This is a genomic window from Pseudomonas citronellolis (assembly GCF_900112375.1).
GTDB classification, from domain to species: domain Bacteria; phylum Pseudomonadota; class Gammaproteobacteria; order Pseudomonadales; family Pseudomonadaceae; genus Pseudomonas; species Pseudomonas citronellolis.
The window spans coordinates 88,298-112,501 of record NZ_FOLS01000027.1 but is presented as its reverse complement, the minus strand read 5'-3'; the positions used below and the strand labels follow the sequence as shown (position 1 = coordinate 112,501).

General features: G+C 68.6%; 19 protein-coding genes. 18 read left to right on the top strand and 1 reads right to left on the bottom strand.

Features of this window, described 5'->3' with window-relative positions; all coding sequences use genetic code 11:
• Positions 1-175 precede the first annotated feature (175 nt).
• The 14 genes from glnE (at position 176) to BM060_RS23390 (ending at position 17,553) form a co-directional block, all read left to right on the top strand.
• Entirely contained in the window at positions 176-3,124 is a 2,949-nt protein-coding gene (gene glnE / locus BM060_RS23455) for a bifunctional [glutamate--ammonia ligase]-adenylyl-L-tyrosine phosphorylase/[glutamate--ammonia-ligase] adenylyltransferase (protein WP_074983466.1), read from the top strand.
• Positions 3,125-3,206: 82 nt separating this feature from the next.
• Positions 3,207-4,130 (top strand): branched-chain-amino-acid transaminase, encoded by a 924-nt coding sequence (ilvE, locus tag BM060_RS23450; protein WP_074983463.1) that lies wholly within the window; start codon positions 3,207-3,209, stop codon positions 4,128-4,130.
• Between the two features lie 80 nt (positions 4,131-4,210).
• The gene (gene waaF, locus BM060_RS23445; protein ID WP_074983460.1) at positions 4,211-5,245 is read left to right on the top strand and encodes a lipopolysaccharide heptosyltransferase II; all 1,035 of its coding nucleotides are present in this window, start codon (positions 4,211-4,213) and stop codon (positions 5,243-5,245) included.
• Entirely contained in the window at positions 5,242-6,309 is a 1,068-nt protein-coding gene (gene waaC / locus BM060_RS23440; RefSeq protein WP_074983457.1) for a lipopolysaccharide heptosyltransferase I, read from the top strand. Before waaF ends, waaC begins: the two co-directional genes overlap by 4 nt.
• Entirely contained in the window at positions 6,306-7,427 is a 1,122-nt protein-coding gene (locus BM060_RS23435) for a glycosyltransferase family 4 protein (RefSeq protein WP_074983455.1), read from the top strand. Before waaC ends, BM060_RS23435 begins: the two co-directional genes overlap by 4 nt.
• A 112-nt stretch (positions 7,428-7,539) precedes the next feature.
• Positions 7,540-8,346 carry a lipopolysaccharide core heptose(I) kinase RfaP gene (rfaP, locus tag BM060_RS23430; protein WP_043316963.1) on the top strand — a complete coding sequence of 269 codons (807 nt, stop codon included), beginning with the start codon at positions 7,540-7,542 and terminating at the stop codon, positions 8,344-8,346.
• Positions 8,346-9,080: a lipopolysaccharide kinase InaA family protein gene (locus BM060_RS23425; protein WP_074983453.1), complete on the top strand. Its 735-nt coding sequence runs from the start codon at positions 8,346-8,348 to the stop codon at positions 9,078-9,080. Before rfaP ends, BM060_RS23425 begins: the two co-directional genes overlap by 1 nt.
• Positions 9,077-9,832, top strand: coding sequence for a lipopolysaccharide kinase InaA family protein (locus tag BM060_RS23420; RefSeq protein ID WP_074983450.1), 756 nt, complete (start codon positions 9,077-9,079; stop codon positions 9,830-9,832). Before BM060_RS23425 ends, BM060_RS23420 begins: the two co-directional genes overlap by 4 nt.
• Entirely contained in the window at positions 9,829-11,292 is a 1,464-nt protein-coding gene (locus tag BM060_RS23415) for a lipopolysaccharide kinase InaA family protein (protein WP_074983448.1), read from the top strand. Before BM060_RS23420 ends, BM060_RS23415 begins: the two co-directional genes overlap by 4 nt.
• Before the next feature lie 249 nt (positions 11,293-11,541).
• Positions 11,542-13,299, top strand: a complete 1,758-nt coding sequence (locus tag BM060_RS23410) for a carbamoyltransferase family protein (protein WP_074983446.1) — start codon at positions 11,542-11,544, stop codon at positions 13,297-13,299.
• Positions 13,283-14,419 carry a glycosyltransferase gene (locus BM060_RS23405; RefSeq protein WP_074983444.1) on the top strand — a complete coding sequence of 379 codons (1,137 nt, stop codon included), beginning with the start codon at positions 13,283-13,285 and terminating at the stop codon, positions 14,417-14,419. The genes BM060_RS23410 and BM060_RS23405 overlap by 17 nt, the downstream gene beginning before the upstream one ends.
• Before the next feature lie 25 nt (positions 14,420-14,444).
• Complete coding sequence (locus BM060_RS23400; RefSeq protein WP_074983442.1) at positions 14,445-15,401, top strand: glycosyltransferase family protein; 957 nt, start codon at positions 14,445-14,447, stop codon at positions 15,399-15,401.
• Between the two features lie 2 nt (positions 15,402-15,403).
• Positions 15,404-16,318: a glycosyltransferase gene (locus BM060_RS23395; RefSeq protein ID WP_494546291.1), complete on the top strand. Its 915-nt coding sequence runs from the start codon at positions 15,404-15,406 to the stop codon at positions 16,316-16,318.
• 56 nt (positions 16,319-16,374) lie between these two features.
• A complete protein-coding gene (locus tag BM060_RS23390; RefSeq protein WP_245322944.1) occupies positions 16,375-17,553 on the top strand; it encodes an O-antigen ligase family protein in 1,179 nt (392 codons plus the stop codon).
• Here the strand turns inward: BM060_RS23390 and BM060_RS23385 are convergent.
• A complete protein-coding gene (locus tag BM060_RS23385) occupies positions 17,540-18,187 on the bottom strand; it encodes a lipopolysaccharide kinase InaA family protein (protein WP_074983438.1) in 648 nt (215 codons plus the stop codon). The two genes, BM060_RS23390 and BM060_RS23385, sit on opposite strands and share 14 nt — an antisense overlap.
• A gap of 99 nt (positions 18,188-18,286) precedes the next feature.
• On the opposite strand from BM060_RS23385, the gene msbA reads away from it, so the two are divergent.
• The 4 genes from msbA to hldE all read left to right on the top strand — a co-directional run bounded on the left by msbA (position 18,287) and on the right by hldE (position 24,048).
• Positions 18,287-20,107: a lipid A export permease/ATP-binding protein MsbA gene (gene msbA, locus BM060_RS23380; RefSeq protein ID WP_074983437.1), complete on the top strand. Its 1,821-nt coding sequence runs from the start codon at positions 18,287-18,289 to the stop codon at positions 20,105-20,107.
• A 6-nt stretch (positions 20,108-20,113) separates the two neighbouring features.
• On the top strand, positions 20,114-21,010 hold the full coding sequence (locus tag BM060_RS23375; protein WP_074983481.1) for a GNAT family N-acetyltransferase: 897 nt from the start codon (positions 20,114-20,116) through the stop codon (positions 21,008-21,010).
• 122 nt (positions 21,011-21,132) lie between these two features.
• Positions 21,133-22,548: a PIG-L deacetylase family protein gene (locus BM060_RS23370; RefSeq protein ID WP_074983435.1), complete on the top strand. Its 1,416-nt coding sequence runs from the start codon at positions 21,133-21,135 to the stop codon at positions 22,546-22,548.
• A 75-nt stretch (positions 22,549-22,623) separates the two neighbouring features.
• On the top strand, positions 22,624-24,048 hold the full coding sequence (gene hldE, locus BM060_RS23365) for a bifunctional D-glycero-beta-D-manno-heptose-7-phosphate kinase/D-glycero-beta-D-manno-heptose 1-phosphate adenylyltransferase HldE (protein WP_074983432.1): 1,425 nt from the start codon (positions 22,624-22,626) through the stop codon (positions 24,046-24,048).
• Positions 24,049-24,204: the final 156 nt, after the last annotated feature.

The following is a 24,204-nucleotide window of genomic DNA, read 5'->3' as shown; positions in this document are numbered from 1 at the left end:
CCTCGTGGGCGACGCCGCGAATTCTTGGAAGTGCACCGGGGGTGGTTCCGGCGGGTTGTAGTTTTACTACAAAACGCGACTGGATACAGCCCTTGGGCGAAAAAAGTTAGTAGTAAAACTACAGGCGCCCGAATGGCGGGGCTTCCGCGGGGTTGCCGTTCATCAGGATCGATGCATGACTCTGCCGTCCCGGGCCGCCTTGCCGGCCACCTTGAAGTCCCTCGCCGAGCGCGCGGGGCAGACCTTCAGCACCGCCGTAGCCGATCTTCCCGCCGAAAACGCCGTCCTTTATGAGCAGTGGTCCGCCGAGCGCCACGCCGATTTCGCCCTGGTCTGCGCCGCCAGCGACTTCGTCGCCGAGCAGGCGGCGCGCGATGCCGCGGGCTTCCTCGAACTGGTGGCCAGCGGCCAGCTGGACCGGCCGCTGGAGCGCGGGGAGATGCGCGCGCAACTGGAAGCGCTGCTGGCCGACTGCGCCGACGAGGACGAACTGGGCCGCCGCCTGCGCCGCTTCCGCCGGCGCCAGCAGATGCGCATCGTCTGGCGCGACCTGACCCGCGGCAGCGACCTGGCCGGCACCTGCCGCGACCTGTCGGACCTCGCCGACAACGGCATCGACCTGGCCTACCGCTGGCTCTATGAAAGGCACTGCCAGCAGTTCGGCACGCCCATCGGCAACCGCTCCGGCCTGCCGCAGCAACTGGTGGTGCTGGGCATGGGCAAGCTGGGCGCCGGCGAGCTGAACCTGTCCTCGGACATCGACCTGATCTTCGGCTACCCCGAGGGCGGCGAGACCCAGGGCGCCCGCCGCGCCCTGGACAATCAGGAATTCTTCACCCGCCTGGGGCAGAAGCTGATCAAGGCGCTGGACGCCATCACCGTCGAAGGCTTCGTCTTCCGCGTCGACATGCGCCTGCGCCCCTACGGCTCCAGCGGCCCGCTGGTGCACAGCTTCGCCGCCCTGGAGCAGTACTACCAGGACCAGGGCCGCGACTGGGAGCGCTACGCGATGATCAAGGCGCGGGTGGTCGGCGGCGACCAGGACGCCGGCCAGCGCCTGCTGGAGCTGCTGCGGCCGTTCGTCTACCGGCGCTACCTGGACTTCTCGGCCATCGAGGCGCTGCGCAACATGAAGCAGCTGATCCAGCAGGAAGTGCGGCGCAAGGGCATGAGCGAGAACATCAAGCTCGGCGCCGGCGGCATCCGCGAGGTGGAATTCATCGCCCAGGCCTTCCAGCTGATCCACGGCGGCCGCGACCTGAGCCTGCAGCAGCGGCCGCTGCTGCGGGTGCTGGCGACCCTCGAAGGGCAGGGCTACCTGCCGCCGGCGGTGGTCGCCGAGCTGCGCGAGGGCTACCAGTTCCTGCGCTACGCCGAGCACGCCCTGCAGGCCATCGACGACCGGCAGACGCAGATGCTGCCGGAGGACGAGCTGTCGCGCATCCGCGTCGCCTTCATCATGGGCTTCGCCAACTGGTCGGCGTTCCACGAGGCGATCAACCACTGGCGCGAGCGCGTCGACTGGCACTTCCGCCAGGTGATCGCCGACCCCGACGAAGACGAGGGCGGCGAGAATGAAGGCGCCACGCCCGGCGCCGAGTGGCTGCCGCTGTGGGAAGAGCAGGTGGACGAGGAATCCGCCTGCCGGCAGCTGGCCGACGCCGGTTTCGCCGAGCCGGCGGCGGCCTTCAAGCGGCTCATCGACCTGCGCCACGGCAACCAGGTGCGGGCCATGCAGCGCCTGGGCCGCGAGCGCCTGGACGCCTTCGTCCCGCGGCTGCTGAACATGCTCGCCGAGCACGAGAAGCCGGACCTGACACTGGAACGCGTGCTGCCCCTGGTGGAGGCGGTGGCGCGGCGTTCGGCCTACCTGGTGCTGCTCACCGAGAACCCCGGCGCCCTGGAGCGCCTGCTGACGCTGTGCGCGGCCAGCCCGATGGTGGCCGAGCAGATCGCCAGGTTCCCCATCCTGCTGGACGAACTGCTTAATGAAGGGCGCCTGCTCAGCCCGCCGCAGGCGCCGGAACTGATCGCCGAGCTGCGCGAGCGGCTGATGCGCATCCCCGAGGATGACCTCGAACAGCAGATGGAGACCCTGCGTCACTTCAAGCTGGCCCACGGCCTGCGCGTGGTGGCCTCGGAAATCGCCGGCACCCTGCCGCTGATGAAGGTCAGCGACTACCTGACCTGGCTCGCCGAGGCCATCCTCGAACAGGTCCTGGCCCTGGCCTGGCGCCAGCTGGTGCAGCGCCACGGCCGGCCGCTGCGCGCCGACGGCACGCCCTGCGACACCGACTTCATCATCGTCGGCTACGGCAAGGTCGGCGGCCTGGAGCTGGGCCACGGCTCGGACCTGGACCTGGTGTTCATCCATGACGGCGACCCGCAGCGCGAGACCGACGGCGCCAAGCCCATCGACGGCTCGCAGTTCTTCACCCGCCTGGGGCAGAAGATCATCCACTTCCTCACCACCCAGACCACTTCCGGCGCGCTCTACGAGGTGGACATGCGCCTGCGCCCCAGCGGCGCTGCCGGCCTGCTGGTGAGTTCGCTGGCGGCCTTCCAGGCCTACCAGCAGAACGAGGCCTGGACCTGGGAACACCAGGCCCTGGTGCGCGCCCGCGTGCTGGCCGGCAGCGCGCGGGTGGCCGAGGCCTTCGAGGGCATCCGCGCCGCGGTGGTGGGGCAGCACCGCGACCTGGCCGAGCTGCGCCGGGAAGTCAGCGAGATGCGCGCGAAGATGCGCGACAACCTGGGCACCCCCTCGACCGCCGCCGGCACCGCGCCGAATGCCTTCGAAGCCGCGGCGCCCTTCGATCTCAAGCAGGATGCCGGTGGTATCGTCGATATCGAATTTATGGTGCAATATGCGGCCCTTGCCTGGTCGTGGCAGCACCCGGAGTTGCTGCAGTTCACCGACAACATCCGCATCCTGGAAGGGTTGGAGCGGGCTGGCCTGATCGCCAGCGAGGACGTCCGTTTCCTGCAGGAGGCCTACAAGGCCTATCGCGCAGCCGCGCACCGTCTGGCGCTGCAGAAACAGCCAGGGGTAGTGGGCGGCGACCGTTTCCATGAAGAACGCCGCGGAGTGATGCGGATCTGGCGCGAGCTCGAGCTCGCCTGATCCCGGGCAGTACGCACAGGTCGCCGGCGGGGCTGGGTTCCGCGGCGACCGGACGACGAATTTCTGTGAGGAGCTGGCAAATATGTCGATGGCCGATCGTGATGGCGTGATCTGGTATGACGGCGAACTGGTGCAGTGGCGCGACGCGACCACCCACGTTCTGACCCACACCCTGCACTACGGCATGGGCGTGTTCGAGGGCGTGCGCGCCTACAACACCCCGCAGGGCACCGCGATCTTCCGCCTGCAGGCCCACACCGACCGTCTCTTCGACTCGGCGCACATCATGAACATGAAGATGCCGTTCACCAAGGAAGAGATCAACGAAGCGACCCGCGCCGCGGTCCGCGAGAACAACCTGGAAAGCGCCTACATCCGCCCGATGGTGTTCTACGGAAGCGAAGGCATGGGCCTGCGCGCCGCCGGCCTGAAGGTCCACGTGATAGTCGCTGCCTGGCACTGGGGCGCCTACATGGGCGACGACGCCCTGGAGCAAGGCATCAAGGTGCGCACCAGCTCCTTCACCCGCCACCACGTGAACATCTCCATGACCCGCGCCAAGTCCAACGGCGCCTACATCAACTCGATGCTGGCCCTGCAGGAAGCCATCTCCGGCGGCGCCGACGAGGCCATGATGCTGGACCCCGAAGGCTACGTGGCCGAAGGCTCGGGCGAGAACATCTTCATCATCAAGGACGGCGTGATCTACACCCCGGAAGTCACCGCCTGCCTGAACGGCATCACCCGCAGCACCGTGCTGACCCTGGCCGACGAGCTGGGCATCAAGGTGGTGGAGAAGCGCATCACCCGCGACGAGGTGTACATCGCCGACGAGGCCTTCTTCACCGGCACCGCCGCCGAAGTCACCCCGATCCGCGAGGTGGATGGCCGGCAGATCGGCATCGGCCGCCGCGGCCCGGTGACCGAGCGACTGCAGAAGGCTTACTTCGACCTGGTCACCGGCAAGACCAGCGCCCATCCGGAGTGGCGCACACTGGTCAAATGAGCCGGAAGCTGGAAGCCTGAAGTCGGAAGCCAACGCGGTTCCAGACAGGCTTCCAGCTTCGAGCTTTCAGCCTCCAGCTTATGAACATTCTGATCGTAGGTCCCTCCTGGGTCGGCGACATGGTGATGGCGCAGACGCTCTTCGAGTGCCTGAAGCGCGAACACCCCGACTGCCAGATCGACGTGCTGGCGCCCGACTGGAGCCGGCCGATCCTCGAACGCATGCCCGAAGTGCGCCAGGCCCTGAGCTTCCCGCTCGGCCACGGCGTGCTCGACATCGCCGCGCGCCGGCGCATCGGCAAGTCCCTGGCCGGCCAGTACGACCAGGCCATCCTCCTGCCCAACTCGCTCAAGTCCGCGCTGGTGCCGTTCTTCGCCGGTATCGCCAAGCGCACCGGCTGGAAGGGCGAGATGCGCTACGGCCTGCTCAACGACGTGCGCAAGCTCGACAAGGCGCGCTACCCGCTGATGATCGAGCGCTTCATGGCCCTGGCCTACCCGCCGGGCACCGAGTTGCCCAAGCCCTACCCGCAGCCGCGCCTGGCCATCGACCCGGCCAGCCGCGACGCGGCCCTGGCCAAGTTCGGCCTGAGCCTGGACCGCCCGGTGCTGGCGCTGTGCCCCGGCGCCGAGTTCGGCGAGGCCAAGCGCTGGCCGGCGGAGTTCTATGCCAAGGTCGCCGAGGCGAAGATCCGCGCCGGCTGGCAGGTGTGGATATTCGGCTCGAAGAACGACCACCCCGGCGGCGAGGACATCCGCTCGCGGCTGATCCCCGGCCTGCGCGAGGAGTCGGTGAACCTCGCCGGCGGAACCGCCCTGGCCGAGGCCATCGACCTGATGTCCTGCGCCTCCGCCGTGGTCAGCAACGACTCCGGCCTGATGCACGTGGCCGCCGCGCTGAACCGCCCGCTGGTGGCGGTCTACGGCTCCACCTCGCCGCAGTTCACCCCGCCGCTGGCCGATGCCGTGGAAATCGTCCGCCTGGGCCTGGAATGCAGCCCCTGCTTCGACCGCGTGTGCCGCTTCGGCCACTACAACTGCCTGCGCGAGCTGCCGCCGTCGATGGTGCTGCAGGCGCTCGACCGCCTGGTCGCGGACCCGGTCGACGTCGAATGAGGGTACTGCTGATCAAGACGTCGTCCCTGGGCGACGTCATCCATACCCTGCCGGCGCTCACCGACGCTGCCCGGGCCATCCCCGGCATCCAGTTCGACTGGGTGGTCGAGGAAGGCTTCGCCGAGATTCCGGCCTGGCACCCGGCGGTGGCCCAGGTCATCCCGGTGGCCATCCGGCGCTGGCGCAAGAACCTCTGGCAGACTCTGAAGAACGGCGAGTGGCGGCGTTTCAAGAAGCGCCTGCGCGAGGTCGACTACGACCTGGTGATCGACGCCCAGGGCCTGCTCAAGAGCGCCTGGCTGACGCGCTACGCGAAGAAGGTGCCGGTCGCCGGGCTGGACAGGGAATCCGCGCGCGAGCCGGCGGCCAGCCGCTTCTACGACCGCGGCTACCCGGTCGCCTGGGGCCAGCACGCGGTGGAGCGCGTGCGCCAGCTGTTCGCCCAGGCGCTGGACTACCCGCTGCCAGCGGGCGTCGGCGACTACGGCCTGGATCGCGGCCTGCTGATCGACGGGAGCGCCGGCGAGCCTTATCTGGTCTTCCTGCACGGCACCACCTGGGTCACCAAGCACTGGCCCGAGGCCTACTGGCGCGAGCTGGCCGAGCGCATGGGCGAGCGTGGCTGGTCGGTGCGCCTGCCCTGGGGCAACGACAACGAGCGCCAGCGCGCCGAGCGCATCGCCCAGGGCTTGGAAAACACCTCGGTGCTCCCCAGGTTATCCCTCGCAGGCATGGCCAAGGTCCTGGCCGGCGCTTCCGCCTGCGTGGCGGTGGACACCGGGCTCGGACACCTGGCCGCCGCCCTGGACGTGCCGACGCTGTCGCTGTTCGGCCCGACCAATCCCGGGCTGACCGGCGCCTACGGGCGTTCCCAGGTGCACCTGGCCAGCGACTGGCCCTGCGCACCCTGCCTGCAGAAGACCTGCACCTACCAGCCGACGGCCGAAGACAAGCGCCAGTTCGACCTGCGGCAAGAGCAGCCCCTGTGCTTCACGCGCCTGAACCCGCAGCGCGTGGCGCTGCAACTGGAGGCGCTGCTGCTGGCCCCGGAGACGCTTCGATGAAACTGGCTTTCGTCCTGTACAAGTACTTCCCCTTCGGCGGGTTGCAGCGCGACTTCATGCGCATCGCCCTGGAATGCCAGAAGCGCGGGCACGCCATCCGCGTCTACACGCCGATCTGGGAGGGTGAGGTGCCGCCCGGTTTCGACGTGCGCGTGGCGCCGGTCAAGGCGCTGTTCAACCATCGCCGCAACGAGAAGTTCAGCGCCTGGCTGGCCGCCGACCTTGCGCGCGACCCGGTGGACCGGGTGATCGGCTTCAACAAGATGCCGGGCCTTGACGTCTACTATGCCGCCGACGGCTGCTTCGAAGACAAGGCGCAGACCCTGCGCAACCCCATCTACCGCCGCTGGGGCCGCTACAAGCACTTCGCCGACTACGAGCGGGCGGTGTTCGCCCCCGAGTCGAAGACCGAGGTGCTGATGATCTCCGAGGTGCAGCAGCCGCTGTTCATCAAGCACTACCACACCCCGATCGAGCGCTTCCACCTGCTGCCCCCGGGCATCGCCCTGGACCGCCGCGCGCCGGCCAACGCCGCGGAAATCCGCGCCGACTTCCGCCGCGAATTCAAGCTGGCCGACGACGACCGGCTGCTGGTGCAGATCGGCTCGGGCTTCAAGACCAAGGGCCTGGACCGCAGCCTCAAGGCCCTGGCGGCGCTGCCGCGGGACCTGCGCAAGCGCACCCGGCTGATCGCCATCGGCCAGGACGACCCCAAGCCCTTCCTGCTACAGGTCAAGGCCCTGGGCCTGTCGGACCACGTGCAGATCCTCAAGGGCCGCAGCGACATCCCGCGCTTTTTGCTCGGCGCCGACCTGCTGATCCACCCGGCGTACAACGAGAACACCGGCACCGTGCTGCTGGAGGCGGTGGTCGCCGGGCTGCCGGTGCTGGTCACCGACGTCTGCGGCTACGCCCACTACATCGCCGAGGCCGACGCCGGCCGCGTGGTGCCGTCGCCCTTCGAGCAGGACGCCTTCAACCGCATGCTGGCGGAGATGCTCCGGGACGACGCGGCGCGCGCCGCCTGGTCGCGCAACGGCCTGGCCTTCGCCGACACGGCGGACCTGTACTCCATGCCGCAGCACGCCGCGGACGTGATCCTGCAGGAGCGCCCATGAACACCCCTCTCCCCGGCTTCCCCGGGCTCCCTGTAGGAGCGAGCTTGCTCGCGAACGCTTTTGCGCCGGACAGGTTCGCGAGCAAGCTCGCTCCTACGAAAGGCGGGCGCCCATGAAGCTTGAGTTGCGCGAGCCGTTCAGGAGCCTGTGGGCCGGCAAGGACCCCTTCGTCGAGGTCGAGCGCCTGCAGGGCAAGGTCTACCGCGAGCTGGAAGGCCGCCGCACCCTGCGCACCGAGGTCGACGGCCGCGGCTACTTCGTCAAGATCCACCGCGGCATCGGCTGGGGCGAGATCTTCAAGAACCTGCTCAGCGCCAAGCTCCCGGTGCTCGGCGCCGGCCAGGAGCAGCGCGCCCTGGAGCGCCTGCACCAGGCCGGCGTGGCGACCATGACCGCGGTGGCCTATGGCGAGCGCGGCAGCGACCCGGCGCGCCAGCATTCCTTCATCGTCACCGAGGAGCTGGCGCCCACCATCGACCTCGAACAGCTGTCGCTGAACTGGCTGCGCGAGCCGCCGGCGCCGCGCTTCAAGCGCGCGCTGATCGACGAAGTGGCGAAGATGGTCGGCACCATGCACCGCGCCGGGGTGAACCATCGCGACTGCTACATCTGCCACTTCCTGCTGCACACCGATCGCCCGCCGACGCCCGACGACCTGCGCCTGTCGGTGATCGACCTGCACCGCGCCCAGACCCGCGCCGCCACGCCGCGGCGCTGGCGCGACAAGGACCTGGCCGCGCTGTACTTCTCGGCGCTGGACATCGGCCTGACGCAACGCGACAAGCTACGCTTCCTGCGCGGTTACTTCCGCAAGCCCCTGCGCGACATCCTCCGCGAGGAGGCCGCTCTGCTCGCCTGGATGGAGCGCAAGGCCGCCAAACTCTACGATCGCAAGCAGCGCTACGGAGACCTGCTCTGATGTCGGGCTGGACCCTGGAACCCGCCTACCGCCACCTGTCCGCCGACTTCGGCAGCCTGGACGCGGTATTCGCCCTGCAGGGCGAGCGCCTGACCAAGGACCCCAAGTCCGAAGTGATCCGCGTCGAACGCGACGGCGTGCGCTACTACGTCAAGCGCTACAACAGCGCCGGCAAGGGTTACCACCGCTACCTCGCGCGGCCGCGGATCAAGGCCGAGTGGCAGAACCTCAAGCAGTTCGCCAAGTGGGGCATCCCCACCGCCGAAGTGGTGGCCTGGGGCCTGGAGCGCAAGCACGGCGCCTTCGTCCGCGGCGCCATGGTCACCCGCGAGGTGCCGGGCACCGAGGACCTGGCCGCGCTGGCCCGGCGCGACGACCCGCGCCTGCGCGACCGCGCCTGGGTCGACCACGTCAGCCGGCAATTGGCCGCCCATACCCGGCTGATGCATGACCACCACTTCACCCACAACGACCTGAAGTGGCGCAACATCCTGGTCGACGCCGCCGGCACCGTGTATTTCATCGACTGCCCGATCGGCAACTACTGGGTCAGTTTCATGCTGCGCCACCGCGTGACCAAGGACCTGGCGACCCTGGACAAGGTGGCCAAGTACCACCTTTCCGCCACCCAGCGCCTGCGCTTCTACCTGCAGTACCGCCGGCGCGAGCGGCTGAACGCCTCGGACAAGGTCCGCGTGCGGCGCATCGCCCATTTCTACGAGGGACGCGAGTGAACGACTTCATCGCCGACGACGACCGCGAGCGCCTGCACAGCCAGGGCCTGGCCGACTTCGACGCGCTCTGGACGCTGCCGCTGGAGGCGGTGGACGAGCCCAACACCGAGCGCGGCGGCATGAGCTGCGTGTTCCGCCTGGAGCTGGAAGGCGGCACCTACTACCTCAAGCGGCAGAGCAACCACCTCACGCGCAGCCTGCTGCGCCCGGGCGGCGAGCCGACCTTCGCCCGCGAGTTCCGCAACATCCAGCGCTACCAGCAACTGGGCATCCCGGCGTTGCAGGCGGCCTTCTTCGGCGAACGCCGCGAGGGCGGCGAGCGCCGCGCCATCCTGGTGACCCGCGCGCTGGACGGCTGGCGCGACCTGGACGCCTGGCTGAAGGACTGGTCCGGCCTGCCGGCGGAGCGCCGCCAGGCCATCCTGCACGCCTGCGGCATGCTCGCCCGGCGCCTGCACGAGGCCGGGCAGATGCACGGCTGCTTCTATCCCAAGCACATCTTCCTGCGGGAGGCCGAGGACGGCTTCCAGGCCTGCCTGATCGACCTGGAGAAGACCCGCCCGCTGTGGTTCGGCCTGCGCGACCGCGTCAAGGACCTGGAGCCGCTGCTGCGCCGCGCGCCTGACTGGAGCGAGGTGGACGTGCGCCAACTGCTCGCCGCCTACTTGGGTAGCGCGGCCAGCGGCGCCGAGGTGGACCACTGGTACAAGCGCCTGGGCGCGCGCCGGCGCAAGAAGGAGAAACGCGGGTGAGGCTGGGCGAGATGCGAAACGCCGGGCGCCAGCCGACGCTGCCGCTGCGACTGGAACTGGCCGATGGCGCCGGCCCCGCCGAACTGCGCCTGGACAGCCTGCTGCGCGTGTTGCCGGGCCGGCGCTACGTCGGCGCAGGCAACTGGCGCGGGCGCCAGGTGCTGGCCAAGCTGCTGGTCGGCGGCAAGGCCGCGCGGCACTTCCAGCGCGAGCTGGCCGGCGTGCGCCTGCTCGCCGAACAGGGCCTGACCACGCCGCTGCTGCTGGCCGACGGCCTGCGCGAAGGCGAGGGCGGTTGGCTGCTCTTCGAATTCCTCGACGACGCCCACAGCCTGGGCGACGCCTGGCGCGCGGTGGAAGCCGAGCCGGCGCTGTCCGACGCCCAGCAGGCGGTGCTCGGCGAGGCCCTGGCGGCCATCGCCGAACTGCACGCCAAGGGCCTCTGGCAGGAAGACCTGCACCTGGACAACCTGCTGCGCCACGACGGCCGCCTGTACCTGATCGACGGCGCCGGCATCCGCGCCGAAACGCCCGGCCAGCCGCTGTCGCGCAAGCACGTGCTGGAAAACCTCGGGGTGTTCTTCGCCCAGTTGCCGGCCAGCCTCGACCCCTTCCTCGAAGAGCTGCTGGTGCACTACCTGCTGGTCAACGGCGAGCATGCCCTGCCGCTGGAGGCCCTGCAGAAGGAAATCGCCCGGGTGCGCCGCTGGCGCGTGGCCGACCTGCTGAAGAAGATCGGCCGCGACTGCAGCCTGTTCAGCGTGCGCCGCGGCGCCTTCGGCCTGCGCGCGGTGCGCCGCGAAGAGGAAGCCGGCCTGACGCCGCTGCTGGCCGAGCCGGACGCTTTCATTGACCGGGGGCATGTCTACAAGACCGGCGGTGCCGCTACCGTGGCGAAAGTGGAGCTGGATGGCCGCCCACTGGTAGTTAAGCGTTACAACATCAAGAACCTGCTGCACTGGCTCAAGCGCTTCTGGCGCCCCAGCCGCGCCTGGGCCTCCTGGCGCGAGGGCAACCGCCTGGAAGCCCTCGGCATCGCCACCGCGAAACCCCTGGCGGTGCTAGAGCGGCGCTGGCTGTGGCTGCGCGGGCCGGCCTTCCTGATTACCGATTACCTGGCCGGGCAGGATATAATTGCCCGTTTCAAACCCCACCTGGACGATCCGGATGGGGCCGGCATGCCGCCGGAGGCCGAACTCAAGGCCCTGGACAGCCTGTTCGCGGCGCTGCGGCGCGAGCGCATCAGCCACGGCGACCTCAAGGGCCACAACCTGTTCTGGCAGGGGGAGGGCGATGCGGGGCGCTGGGCGCTGATCGACCTCGATGCCATGCACAAGCACCACGGCCAGGCGGGTTTCGAGCGCGCCTACGCCCGCGACCGCGCACGTTTCCTGCGCAACTGGCCGCAGGGCAGCGCGTTGCACCGGTTGCTGGATGAACGAATACCTAAAGGCGGCTGAAGGCTGAAGGCTGAAGGCTGAAGGCTGAAGGCTGGAGGCTGAAAGACAGGAGCCCGGAGGCGGGTAGGTTGTTTTTGGCTTCCAGTTTCAAACTTCCGGCTTCGAGCTGCTTCTAAGAGAATTTATCCCGGTTTCAAGCCCGAGGCTTGATGCTGGAAGACGAAAGCCCCCAGGGGCTATGACGAATATCGCTGTTGCTTCAAGCTTCCGGCTTCAAGCTTCCAGCTGCTTTCAAAGAGGCTCTTACCCGTGTCATTGACCATCCTCGGCCTGTCCGGCGCCGTAAGCCATGACCCTTCCGCCGCCCTGTACATCGACGGCAAGCTGGTCGCGGCGGTCGAAGAAGAGCGCTTCGTCCGCGACAAGCACGCGAAGAACCGCATGCCCTACGAGTCGGCCAAGTTCTGCCTGGAGCAGGCCGGCATCAAGCCCGCCGACGTCGACGTGGTGGCCATTCCCTTCGCCCCCATCAGCCTGTTCGGCAAGGCCCGCTGGCACTACGCCAAGCGCTACGCCTACGCCCCGGACCGCGCGCTGGACGCCATCCTGCTCGGCAACCGCCGCTACAAGCGCTACTACAAGCGCATCCAGTGGTGCCTGCAGCAACTGGGCTTCGACCTGAAGAAGGTCAAGATCCAGCCGGTGGAGCACCACCTGGCCCACGCCTCCAGCGCCTACCACTGCTCCGGCTTCAAGGAGAAGACCGCGATCCTCGGGATCGACGGCAAGGGCGAGTACGCCACCACCTTCTTCGGCTACGGCGAGAACGGCAAGATCCACAAGATCAAGGAGTTCTACGACCCGGACTCCCTCGGCGGCCTGTACGGCGCGATCACCGAGTACCTCGGCTTCGACATGCTCGACGGCGAGTTCAAGGTCATGGGCATGGCGCCCTACGGCGACGCCAGCAAGTACGATTTCTCGCGCCTGGCCAAGTTCGAGAACGGCGAGCTGATCATCAACACCGAGTACGCCAACGTCATCGGCTTCCGCCGCTACAAGGAAAAGGGCAAGGGCTACTACTTCTCGCCCAAGCTGATCGAGTGGCTGGGCCCGAAACGCGAAGGCGACATCGCCGACGACCCATACATCCACTACGCTGCCAGCATCCAGGCGCTGTTCGAGAAGCTGGCGCTGGAGATGATGGACTACTACCTGGGCGACATCCTCCGCGAAACCGGCAAGATCGCCTTCGCCGGCGGCTGCGCGCTGAACGTCAAGCTGAACCAGAAGATCATCTCGCGTCCGGAAGTGAAGGAGCTGTACGTGCAGCCCGCTTCCAGCGATGCCGGCACCGCGGTCGGCGCCGCCGCCTACGTTTCCTGGGAGCGCGGCGTGCCGGTGGAGAAGATGGAACACGTCTACCTCGGCCCGGAATACAGCAACGAAGACGTCATCGCCGCCTGCGCCCGCCACGCGTCCAAGCCGGCCTGGCGCAAGATCGACAACGTGCCCGAGCTGATCGGCAAGGTGCTGGCCGACGGCAACCCGGTGGCCTGGTTCCAGGGCCGCATGGAATTCGGTCCGCGCGCCCTCGGCGGCCGCTCCATCCTCGGCTGCCCGAGCGTGCCGGGCGTGGCCGACCGCATCAACGCGCAGATCAAGTTCCGCGAGCGCTGGCGGCCCTTCTGCCCGTCGATGCTGGATACCGTCGGCCCGCAGATGTTCAAGATCGACCACCCTGCGCCGTTCATGACTTTCACCTTCGAGGTCAACGAAGAGTGGAAGACCCGCGTGCCGGAAGTCGTCCACGAGGACGGCACCTCCCGCGCCCAGGTGCTCAAGCGCAAGTTCAACCCGCGCTACTACGACCTGATGAAGGAGCTGGAGAAACTCACCGGCAACGGCGTGGCGCTGAACACTTCGCTGAACCGCCGTGGCGAGCCGATGATCTGCTCGCCGACCGACGCGCTGAACATGTTCTACGGTTCGGACCTGCAATACCTGATCATGCAGGACATCCTGGTGGTCAAGGAAGGCGCGGCGGCCTATGACTCGCTCGGCTGAACCGCGGGTCCTGCAGTTCTGCCACGGCTATGACGGGCCCTTCCTGGATTGCGCCCGTCAGTACGCCAGCCTGTTCGCCGGCACCGGCTACCGGGTGACCACGGTGTTCCTCACCGGCGCGCCCGATGCCGAGGTGGCCGCCGGCTGCGCCAGCGACGAGGTGCTGTTCCTCGACTACAGCTCGAAGGACGTGCGCGGCCTCAAGCTGCGCGCCATCCGCGACCTGCGCGAGATCGCCCGCTCGCGGGACTTCCGCTTCTGCATCGCCCACCGCTTCAAGCCCACCTGGGTCGCCATGCTGGCCACGCGCCTGCCGGTGATCGGCGTGCACCACGGCTTCGGCGACTACCGCCGGCTCGGCCGCAAGCTGTTCGCCAAGCTGTTCGCCAAGCGCCTGAGCCTGCTGGCGGTGTCCAACGCCGTGCGCGACGAACTGCGCCAGTGCCTGCCGGCCTGGCCGGCGGAGCGCATCGAGACGCTGTACAACCGCGTCGACGTCGACGCCCTGCAGGCCGAGCAGGTGGAGCGCTACCCGGCGCGCCAGCACCTGCGCCTGGCGGACAACGCCTGGGTGGTCGGCAACGTCGGCCGCCTGCACCCGGACAAGGACCAGGCCACGCTGCTGCGCGGTTTCGCCGAGGCCCTGCCGCAGCTGCCGCCGAACGCGCTGCTGGCGATCCTCGGCAAGGGCCGCCTGGAGGAAGACCTCAAGGCGCTGGCCCGCGAGCTTGGCATCGCCGAGCGCGTGCTGTTCCTCGGCCAGGTGCCGGACGCGCGGCGCTACTTCAAGGCCTTCGACGTGTTCGCTCTGAGTTCCGACCACGAGCCCTTCGGCATGGTCCTGCTGGAGGCCATGGCCGCCGGCGTGCCGCTGATCTCCACCGCCGGCGGCGGCGCCGGCGAAATCGTCGAGGGCCTGGGCATCCTCTTCCCGCTGCGCGACGACGCGGCCCTGGCCCAGGGCCTGGGGCATCTGGCGGCGCTCGACCGGCAGCAGCGCGAGGCCTGCGCCCGGCTGATGGACGAGCGCCTGCACACGCGCTTCTCCGACGAGGCCGTGCGCCAGGAGTTCTGGAGCCTGCCGATGGTCCGTGCGCTGACGCGTGGCGTTTCCGAATGACGGCCGCGGCCGCCAAGGGTGAATCTTGAAAGTCCTGTTCCTGGTCCAGAAAGAACAACGCGCCATTCTCGACCGCCTCTACGACGGCATCGCCGAGCACTGCGACTGCGACCTGCGCTGGCTGAGCAGCGACGAGCAGGCCAACCTGCGCCGCTACTTCCGCGAGCAGGTCGACGTCTCGCGCTACGACCGCATCCTGTTCTTCCTGCGCTTCAAGAAGGAAATGCGCCAGGCTTCCTTCATCGCCAGCGTGCCGAACCTGGTGATCCTCGAACACGATGCCTACCAGAACTACATCCCCTGCAAGTACACCGGCAAGTTCAGCGCCCACTACCGGCGCATGCCCTGGGCGCGGGTGATCAGCTCCGGCGCGGTGGTCGCCCGGCGCCTGCGCGAGGAGGGCTTCGACGCCGTCTTCGTGCCCAAGGGCTACGACCAGGACCTGCTCCACGACCTGGGCCGCGAGCGCGACATCGAACTGGCCTTCGTCGGCAGCACCGGCAGCGTCGCCTACAGCGGGCGCAAGGCGCTGCTGGACGAGCTGGGCAAGGTGGAGAACCTGCTGGTCACCAAGACCAACTCCGGCGAGGACTACCTGAACACGCTCAACCGCATCCGCTTCTTCGTCAGCGCGGACGTCGGCATGGGCGAGTACATGATCAAGAACTTCGAGGCCATGGCCTGCGGCTGCGTGCTTTTCGCCTACGACCAAGGCGAGGAGGAAAACCGCGCGCTGGGCCTGGCGGACATGCACAACGTGGTGTTCTACCGCGACATCCCCGAGCTGCGCCGCAAGCTGCAGGTGCTGCGCGAGGACCCCGCCCTGGCCGCGCGCATCGCCGCGCAGGGCCGCCGGCTGGCCGAGGAAGGCTTCGGTTTCAGCCAGATCGGGGCGCGCATCGTCGAGGCGATGACGCCACCCTTGCGCCCACGTCCGCAACCGGGCAGGCTGGAGCGATTACGCCGGGCTCTGGGAATTTGAACATTCATGCGCCGAAGCTTTCGTGGCGGCCATCGGGGCCGGAGGTGGTCGTGCCCAGGCCGCTGATCTCCGTGCTGGTTCCCTGTTACAACCGCGAACGCTACATCGAGGAGGCCCTGCTGAGCATCCTCGAGCAGGATTATCCGAATTTCGAGCTGATCGTCGTCGACGACGGCTCCCAGGATGCCAGCGCCGAAAAGATCGAGGCCCTGCGCCAGCGCTACGGCTTCCAGTTCTACCGGCAAGCCAACCAGGGCGTCAGCGCCGCGCTGAACACGGCCCTGAGCCATGCCCGCGGCGAGTTCATCGCCACGCCCGATTCCGATGACGTCATGCTGCCGGGCCGCCTGTCGCTGCAGGCCGCCTACCTCGAGGCGCATCCCCAGGTGGGCTGCGTCGGGGCGCGGGTGGTCTACGTCGACTCCGAAGGGCGGCGGCTGAAGACCGAGGAGGGCAAGTCGCTGCGCAGCTACAGCTTCGCCGAGCTGCTGTCCCGCGCCCACGCCATCGGCGCCCCCGTGGCCATGTATCGACGCGAGGCGCTGGACCGTGCCGGGGGCTATGACCCGGCGATCCGCATCCAGGATTTCCAGATCACCCTGAAGATCGCCCACCTGGGCTATCGCACGGATGTGCTGCCGGACCTGGTGACGCTCTACCGCAGGCATGCGGGCAACATGTCCAAGACCGCCTACCAGTGCCAGCTCGACTACGACCTGATGGCCATCGCCCCCTATCGTGGCCATCCCTGCTACTCGCAGGGCCTGACCTGCGTGATCAACAAGGCGCTCAAGTACTCGGTGGTATCGGACAAGGCCTATGCCCTGCGGCTTCTTCTGCGGCTGCCGCCATGGCGCTGGAATCGCGTGACCTGGCGTCGCCTGCGTCACCTCATGTTCAAGTTCCACGAGGGATGAGTGCGTCCGGGATGAAGTCGATGTTGTTGCAAGCGTGGCAGACCTGGCGGCCCGCGATGAGTCAAGGCGGTGTACCAATCGCCCGCAGGGACCGGGTGGCCGAGGCGATGCTGGGGTTCGGCGTGTTCTGGACCATCGCCGGGGTGTTGCTGACGCCGACCATGAAGTTCTACTACACCATGGTGGCGCTGTTCGTGTACCTGCCGGCGCTCTGGCTGGTAATCGCCCGCCGCGCCGAACTGGGGCGGCTGATCGCCGAACGCAGGGAAATGTGGTTGTTCCTGGCGCTGTTCGCCTGGGCCAACCTCTCGCTGTTGTGGGCCGTCGGCGATTTCGACCGATTGTCGCGGGTCAAGCAGTCGAGCCTCTTCGTATTGTTGGTCTGTGGCTGGCTGCTCTGGGCCCGGGCCAGCGAGCCACGCCTGCGCGGCACCCTGGTGCTGCTCGGTGTCCTCAACAGCCTCTACAGCCTGGCCGCGCTGCTCTGGGCGCCGGCTTATGCGCCCGAGCGCCTGAACGGCTTCGGAGGCTTCCTCGACAACCCCAACGCGGCCGCCTACGCCACGGGCTTCCTGCTGGTGATGGCGTTGCCGCTGCGTCCGACGAGGCGCGGCTGGTGGCTGGCCTGGCTGCTGTTGCAGCTCCCCCCGCTGGTCTATGTCGCCCTGTGCGGCAGCCGCGGTGCGCTCCTGGCGCTGATGGCCACGGCAGTGTTCTGCCTGGTGTTGCTGCCGGGCTGGCGCAAGCGCCTGGCTGCCCTGTCGGCCCTGGCCGGCGGCATCGCGCTGTTCTGCCTGGAGCCGAGCCTGATGGCAAGGGGGGATTCGGAGCGGCTGGAGCTGTTGCGCAGCGCCTTGCCGATCCTGCGCGAGCATTTCTGGAACGGCGTGGGCTACGGCACCACCTACGAGGTCCAGGGCTGGGCCGGCGGCTACCATGGCAGCGCCCACAATTTCCTGCTGCACACCGCCCTGCAGTATGGGATTCCGGCGCTGCTCGTCTGGCTGGTGCTCTGGGCGATGCTGGGCCTGCGGGCCTGGCGCAGCCGCCATACGCAACTGGGCCTGGCGTTGCTGCTGCTGTGGGTCTATGCCAGCGTGGCCATGCAGTTCGACGTATTCAGCCTGTGGGAGCGCACCCGCGCCATGTGGCTGATGCCCTGGGCGGTGTTCCTGCTCGGCCTGAGCCTGAAGCGCCCGGCCGGGCAGGCCGGCGGCGAACTCAACCGGCGTTGAGGATGCCCCGCAGTTCGCGGGCGTCCCAGCGTACCGTGCCGTGGCGCAGGTAGCCCTCGCTCAGCTCGCCGCCCTCATCCGCCAGCAACCACTGCCGATCCTCCGCATAGCGCAGCATGTGCGCGAAGTTGCGCTTGCGCTGGGCGCGGCCGAGGGCGCGGCGCTGGGTCTTCATGTCGGCGATGTCGATCAGCCCCAATTCGCCCTGCGGGGTCTGCACCACGTTGCCCAGGTGCAGCGAACGGAAGTACACGCCGCGCTCGTGCAGCCGGGCGATCAGCTCGCCCAGGCGCTCGCGCAGGGCGCTGTCGGCCTGGCCGGCGGCGATCAACTGGCGCAGCGTCTGGCCCGGCAGCGGGCGGTAGTGCACCAGGTCGCGGGCGATGCCGGGCACGCGGTAGACGCCGATCACCTCGGGGCAGGGAATGCCCAGCCGCTGCAGCGCCCGGGCGTTGTCGGCGAAGCGCTGGGCGTAGGGGTAGAGCGCCGCCGAGGAGATCAGCCGCTTGCGCCGGAACAGCTTGACGAAGTTGCCGTCGGGCAGGCGCAGGACCTTGTCGCCGTGCTTGTCGGCTTCCAGCACGGTGGCGCCGGCGCGAAGCGATTCGTAGGCGGATAGGTCGAGCTCTTGCATACCGGCTTCCTGGACGGGGGCCGGCTATAGTAGCCCAGGCGCCGGGCAAACGAGAGGCCTGTGTTATAATCGCCGGCCTTTTCAGCGTGCGATTCTTTCATGACCGGCAAAGACACCGCAGAGCCCTCGAGCCTGAAGATTTACTTCCGCCTGCTCACCTACGTGCGGCCCTATTGGGGCATGTTCGCCCTGAGCATCGTCGGCTTCCTGATCTTCGCCGCCACCCAGCCGATGCTGGCCGGCATCCTCAAGTATTTCGTCGACGGCCTGACGCACCCGGACGCCAAGCTGTTCCCCAACGCGCCCTGGCCCTGGCTGCGCGACCTCTCGCTGCTCTACGCGGTGCCGCTGCTGGTGGTGATGATCGCGGTGTGGCAGGGCATCGGCTCCTTCCTCGGCAACTACTACATCGCCCGCGTCTCCCTGGGCCTGGTGCACGACCTGCGGGTGGCGCTGTTCAACAACCTGCTGACGCTGCCCAACCGCTACTTCGACAGCCACAACTCCGGGCACCTGATCTCGCGCATCACCTTCAACGTGACCATGGTCACCGGCGCCGCCACCGACGCCATCAAGGTGGTGATCCGCGAAGGCATGACCGTGGTCTTCCTGTTCCTCTCGCTGCTGTACATGAACTGGAAGCTGACCCTGGTGATGGTCGCCATCCTGCCGGTCATCGCCGTGATGGTGACCAGCGCCAGCCGCAAGTTCCGCAAGCAGAGCAAGAAGATCCAGGTGGCCATGGGCGACGTGACCCACGTTTCCTCCGAGACCATCCAGGGCTACCGCGTGGTGCGCAGCTTCGGCGGCGAGGCCTACGAGCGCGAGCGCTTCCTGCAGGTGAGCCACGAGAACACCAGCAAGAACCTGCGCATGAACAAGACCTCGGCGATCTACACGCCGATGCTGCAACTGGTGATCTACAGCGCCATGGCGGTGCTGCTGTACCTGGTGCTGCTGCTGCGCGGCGACGCCACCGTCGGCGACCTGGTGGCCTACATCTCCATGGCCGGCCTGCTGCCCAAGCCGATCCGCCAGCTTTCCGAAGTCAGCTCCACCATCCAGAAGGGCGTGGCCGGCGCCGAGAGCATCTTCGAGCAGCTCGACGAGCAGCCCGAGGTGGACCATGGCAGCGTGGAGAAGGAGCGCGTGCAGGGCCGCCTGGAAGTGAAGAACCTCAGCTTCACCTACCCGGGCACCGACAAGCGCGTGCTCAATGACCTCAACTTCAGCGTCGAGCCGGGGCAGATGGTCGCCCTGGTCGGCCGCTCCGGCAGCGGCAAGTCGACCCTGGCCAACCTCATCCCGCGCTTCTACGACCACAGCGAGGGCAAGATCCTCCTCGATGGCGTGGACGTCGACGACTACCGCCTGCGCAACCTGCGCAAGCACATCTCGCTGGTCACCCAGCAGGTCAACCTGTTCAACGACAGCGTGCTCAACAACATCGCCTACGGCGACCTCGCCAGCAAGCCGCGCAGCGCGGTGGAGAAGGCCGCCGAGGATGCCTTCGCCCGCGAGTTCATCGACCGCCTGGCCGAAGGCTTCGACACCGAGGTGGGCGAGAACGGCGTGATGCTCTCCGGCGGCCAGCGCCAGCGCCTGGCCATCGCCCGCGCGCTGCTCAAGGACGCCCCGGTGCTGATCCTCGACGAGGCCACCTCGGCGCTGGACACCGAGTCCGAGCGGCACATCCAGGCCGCCCTGGAGAAGGTCATGGAGGGCCGCACCACCCTGGTGATCGCCCACCGCCTGAGCACCATCGAGCGCGCCGACCTGATCCTGGTGATGGACCAGGGCCACATCGTCGAGCGCGGCACCCACGACGAGCTGATCGCCCTCAACGGCTACTACGCGCGCCTGCACGCCAGGCAGTTCGCCGACGAGCCGGCCGAGGACGGCGTCGGCGAGTCGGTCTGAATGGCCCTGCTCGATCGCCTGCGCTGCTTCCGCGAGCGCGGCTGGACGACCATCGACGCCGCGGCCTACGCCGAGGCCTGGCAACGCTTCGGCGGCAGCGTGGCCACCCACCCGCAGGTGGTGGAGCGCCTGGCCGGCCTGGCCGGCATCCCGGTGCGCTACCTGGGCTGGGTCGCCGACGGCCAGCTGCGCGCCGCCATCCCCACCTGGGGCCGGCATCTGGCGCTGTCCAAGGACGTGCTCAAGCGCGAAGGCAAGAAGGCGCTGTTCGACCTGGGCAATGCCGAGGTCATCCTGCCGGTTGCCGAGGACGCGCGGATCGCCCTGCGCCACCGGGTGCGCTACCTGTCCGAGTTGAACCAGCAGCAGGTGACCGACGCCCGCCGGCAGGATGAAGAGCTGGCGCTGAACCGCGCGCCGGCGGACTTCTCGAAGAAATTCCGCTACAACCAGCGCCGCGAACTGCGCCTGCTGGAAGAGGCGGGCGGCGTGCTGCAGCCGATGGACGAGCTGAGCCCGGCCGAACAGGCGCGCATCTACGCCGAACTGTTCCAGCGCCGCTGGGGCTTCGAGGTGCCGGGCAAGGCGCGCCTGGCCGAGGTGCTGGAGTTGATGCGCGAATTCATGCGCGGCTCGCTGGTGCGCCTGGACGGCGAGCCGGTGGCGATCCAGATTCTCTACCGCGTCGAGTCGCCGAAGTGGATCAGCGTCGAGTACATCAACGGCGGCGTGGCCCCGGAGAACCGCGAGTTCAGCCCCGGCAGCGTGCTCACCCACGTCAACACCCAGCAGGCCTGGGCCGAGGCCGAGGCGCTGGGCAAGCCGCTACGCTATTCCTTCGGCCGCGCCGACCGCGAATACAAGGACCGCTGGTGCCACCGGGTGCCGGTGTTCCAGGTGTAAATGCTCGAAATGCTCTTCGTAGGAGCGAGCTTGCTCGCGAACAGATTCCGCAGCGGACTCATTCGCGAGCAAGCTCGCTCCTACATCCACAAGGCAATAGGTCCCTTCCCCGGAGAACGCCCATGAGCGCCCGCAAGCAGCAACTGCTCAAGGCCCACCGCCGCAAGAAGCGCCTGGTGCTGCTGGTCGCGCTGCTGGCGCTGGTCGCCCTCGGCGTGTTCGCCCCCTGGTGGAGCGTGCCGCTGGCCGTGCTGCTGGGCTGGGTGGCCCACGAGGCCTGGTTCGCCGACCACCTGTTCTACTCGCCGCGCGACGACTACCGCTACGACTTCCCGGAAGGCCAGCTGAGCCTGCCGGCCTCCCTCGGCCCGCACGGCCTGCACGTTGCCACCGATGCGCTGCCCGCGGACCACGAGACGCTGCTGCTGCAGATCCGCGTCAAGGCCAACTGGCTGGGGCGCTGGCTCGACCCGCAGGTGCTGATCGAAGGCAGCGAGGGTGTCGACCGCCAGGACTTCGAGCGCGGCGTGAACGGCGTGCGCTACCTCAACCTGTCCGGCCAGGGTGCGGCCCTACGCAGTGGGCACCTGCGCATCCGCGGCCGCCACTGCCGCCTCGACAGCCAGGGCACCCTGCACGCCTTCCACAACCCGGACTACGCCGAACGCCGGCTGATGGTCATCGCGCCCCACGCCGACGACGCCGAACTGGCCGCCTTCGGCCTGTACAGCCGCGCCGCCGAGGTCAGCATCGTCACCCTCACCCAGGGCGAGATCGAGGCCGAGCACTACCAGCGCCTGGGCCTGGACAAGGCCGCCGCGGCGCGCCTGAAGGGCCGCCTGCGCACCTGGGACAGCCTGGCCGTGCCGCTGTGGGGCGGGGTGCCGGCCAGCCGCTGCGTGCAACTGGGCTACTACTGCCTGCAACTGCCGGCGATGTGCGGCGAACCGGACAAGGGCTTCGGCTCGCGGGAGTCCGGCGAGAGCGACATCCGCGACCTGCGCCGGCATAACCCGCTGCAGCTGCCGGCCGACGCCGACGGCGTGCCCAGCTGGAACAACCTTGTGGCTGACCTCGCGGCGCTACTGGAGCACTTCCGCCCCGAGGTGCTGGTCACCCCGCACCCGCAGCTGGACCCCCACGCCGACCACGTGCACGCCACGCGCGCGCTGTGCGAGGCGATCGAGCGCAGCGCCTGGAAGCCGCAGACCCTGCTGTTCTACGCCAACCACCTGCACGACAACGACCGCTGGCCCATGGGCCCGGCCGAAGGCGGCGTGGCCCTGCCGCCGTGCATCGAGCCGCTGCCGGCCGACGCCCTGTGGAGCCCGACGCTGGACGCCGCCATGCGCCTCGACAAGGCCCAGGCCCTGGCCATGCAGCACGACCTGACAGTCCCTTTGCCGGCCAAGAAACGCCTGCGCCGGCTGATCCAGCGGGCCCTGGCCGGGCGCCGCTGGCCGGCCTTCGGCGAGGACGAATTCTTCCGCAAGGCGGTGCGTCGCCACGAGCTGTTCTGGGTGCGTCCGCTGCGCTGAACGACCGGCGTCCGGCGCGAGGCCGGGCGAGCGGCTATGGTATTATCCGCGGCGATTTCGACCTGCGGAGTTCCCATGAAACTGACCATGCCCCGTTTCGATCAGGCCCCTGTGCTGGTGGTCGGCGACGTGATGCTCGACCGCTACTGGCACGGCGCGACCTCGCGCATCTCGCCCGAGGCTCCGGTGCCGGTGGTGCGGGTCGAGCAGCATGAGGACCGCCCCGGCGGCGCGGCCAACGTCGCGCTGAACCTGGCCGCCCTGGGCGCCCCGGCCTTCCTGGTCGGCGTCACCGGCGAGGACGAGGCCGCCGCCAGCCTGGCCGACAGCCTCGGCGCGGTGGGCGTGACCACCCGCTTCCAGCGCATCGCCGGGCAGCCGACCATCGTCAAGCTGCGCGTCATGAGCCGGCATCAACAGTTGTTGCGGGTGGACTTCGAGGAACCCTTCAGGACCGACGCCGAGGCCCTGGCCCGCGAGACCGAGGCGCTGCTGGACCAGGTCCGCGTGCTGGTGCTGTCGGACTACGGCAAGGGCGCGCTGAAGAACCACCAGGCGCTGATCCAGGCCGCGCGCAAGCGCAACATCCCGGTGCTGGCCGACCCCAAGGGCAAGGACTTCTCCATCTACCGCGGCGCCAGCCTGATCACCCCGAACCTCTCCGAATTCGAAGCCATCGTCGGCCGCTGCCAGGATGAGAACGAACTGGTGGCCAAGGGCCTGAAGCTGCTCGGCGACCTGGACCTGGGCGCCCTGCTGGTGACCCGCGGCGAGCACGGCATGACCCTGCTGCGCCCCGGCCACCCGGCGCTGCACCTGCCGGCCCGCGCCCGCGAGGTGTTCGACGTCACCGGCGCCGGCGACACCGTGATCTCCACCCTGGCCGGCGCCCTGGCCGCCGGCGAAGACCTGCCGCAGGCCGTGGCCCTGGCCAACCTGGCCGCCGGCATCGTGGTCGGTAAGCTCGGCACCGCGGCCATCAGCGCCCCCGAACTGCGCCGCGCGGTGCAGCGCGAGCAGGGCTCCGAGCGCGGCGTGCTGGGCCTGGAGCAACTGCTGCTGGCCATCGAGGACGCCCGCGCCCACGGCGAGAAGATCGTCTTCACCAACGGCTGCTTCGACATCCTCCACGCCGGCCATGTCAGTTACCTGGAACAGGCCCGCGCCCAGGGCGACCGGCTGATCGTGGCGGTCAACGACGACGCCTCGGTCTGTCGTCTGAAAGGCCCGGGCCGGCCGATCAACAGCGTCGACCGACGCATGGCGGTGCTCGCCGGCCTCGGCGCGGTGGATTGGGTGGTGAGCTTCAGCGAAGACACCCCCGAACGCCTGCTCGCCCAGGTGCGCCCGGACGTGCTGGTCAAGGGCGGCGACTACTCCGTCGACCAGGTGGTCGGCGCCGACATAGTCGCCGGCTACGGCGGCGAAGTGCGCGTGCTCGGCCTGGTGCCGAACAGCTCCACCACCGCCATCGTCGAAAAGATCCGCCAGAAGCGCTGACGCCGATATCCCATGGACGTAGGGCGTATAACCGTTCGCGGTTATACGCCGCCTGACCTCGGCTGACCCCTGCTCGCTGCCAAACTCGAAGCGCCCCTCACCAGCCGCGCCAGGCTCAGGCGCTCCGGCCGACCTCCATATTGGACCCCAGAGTGC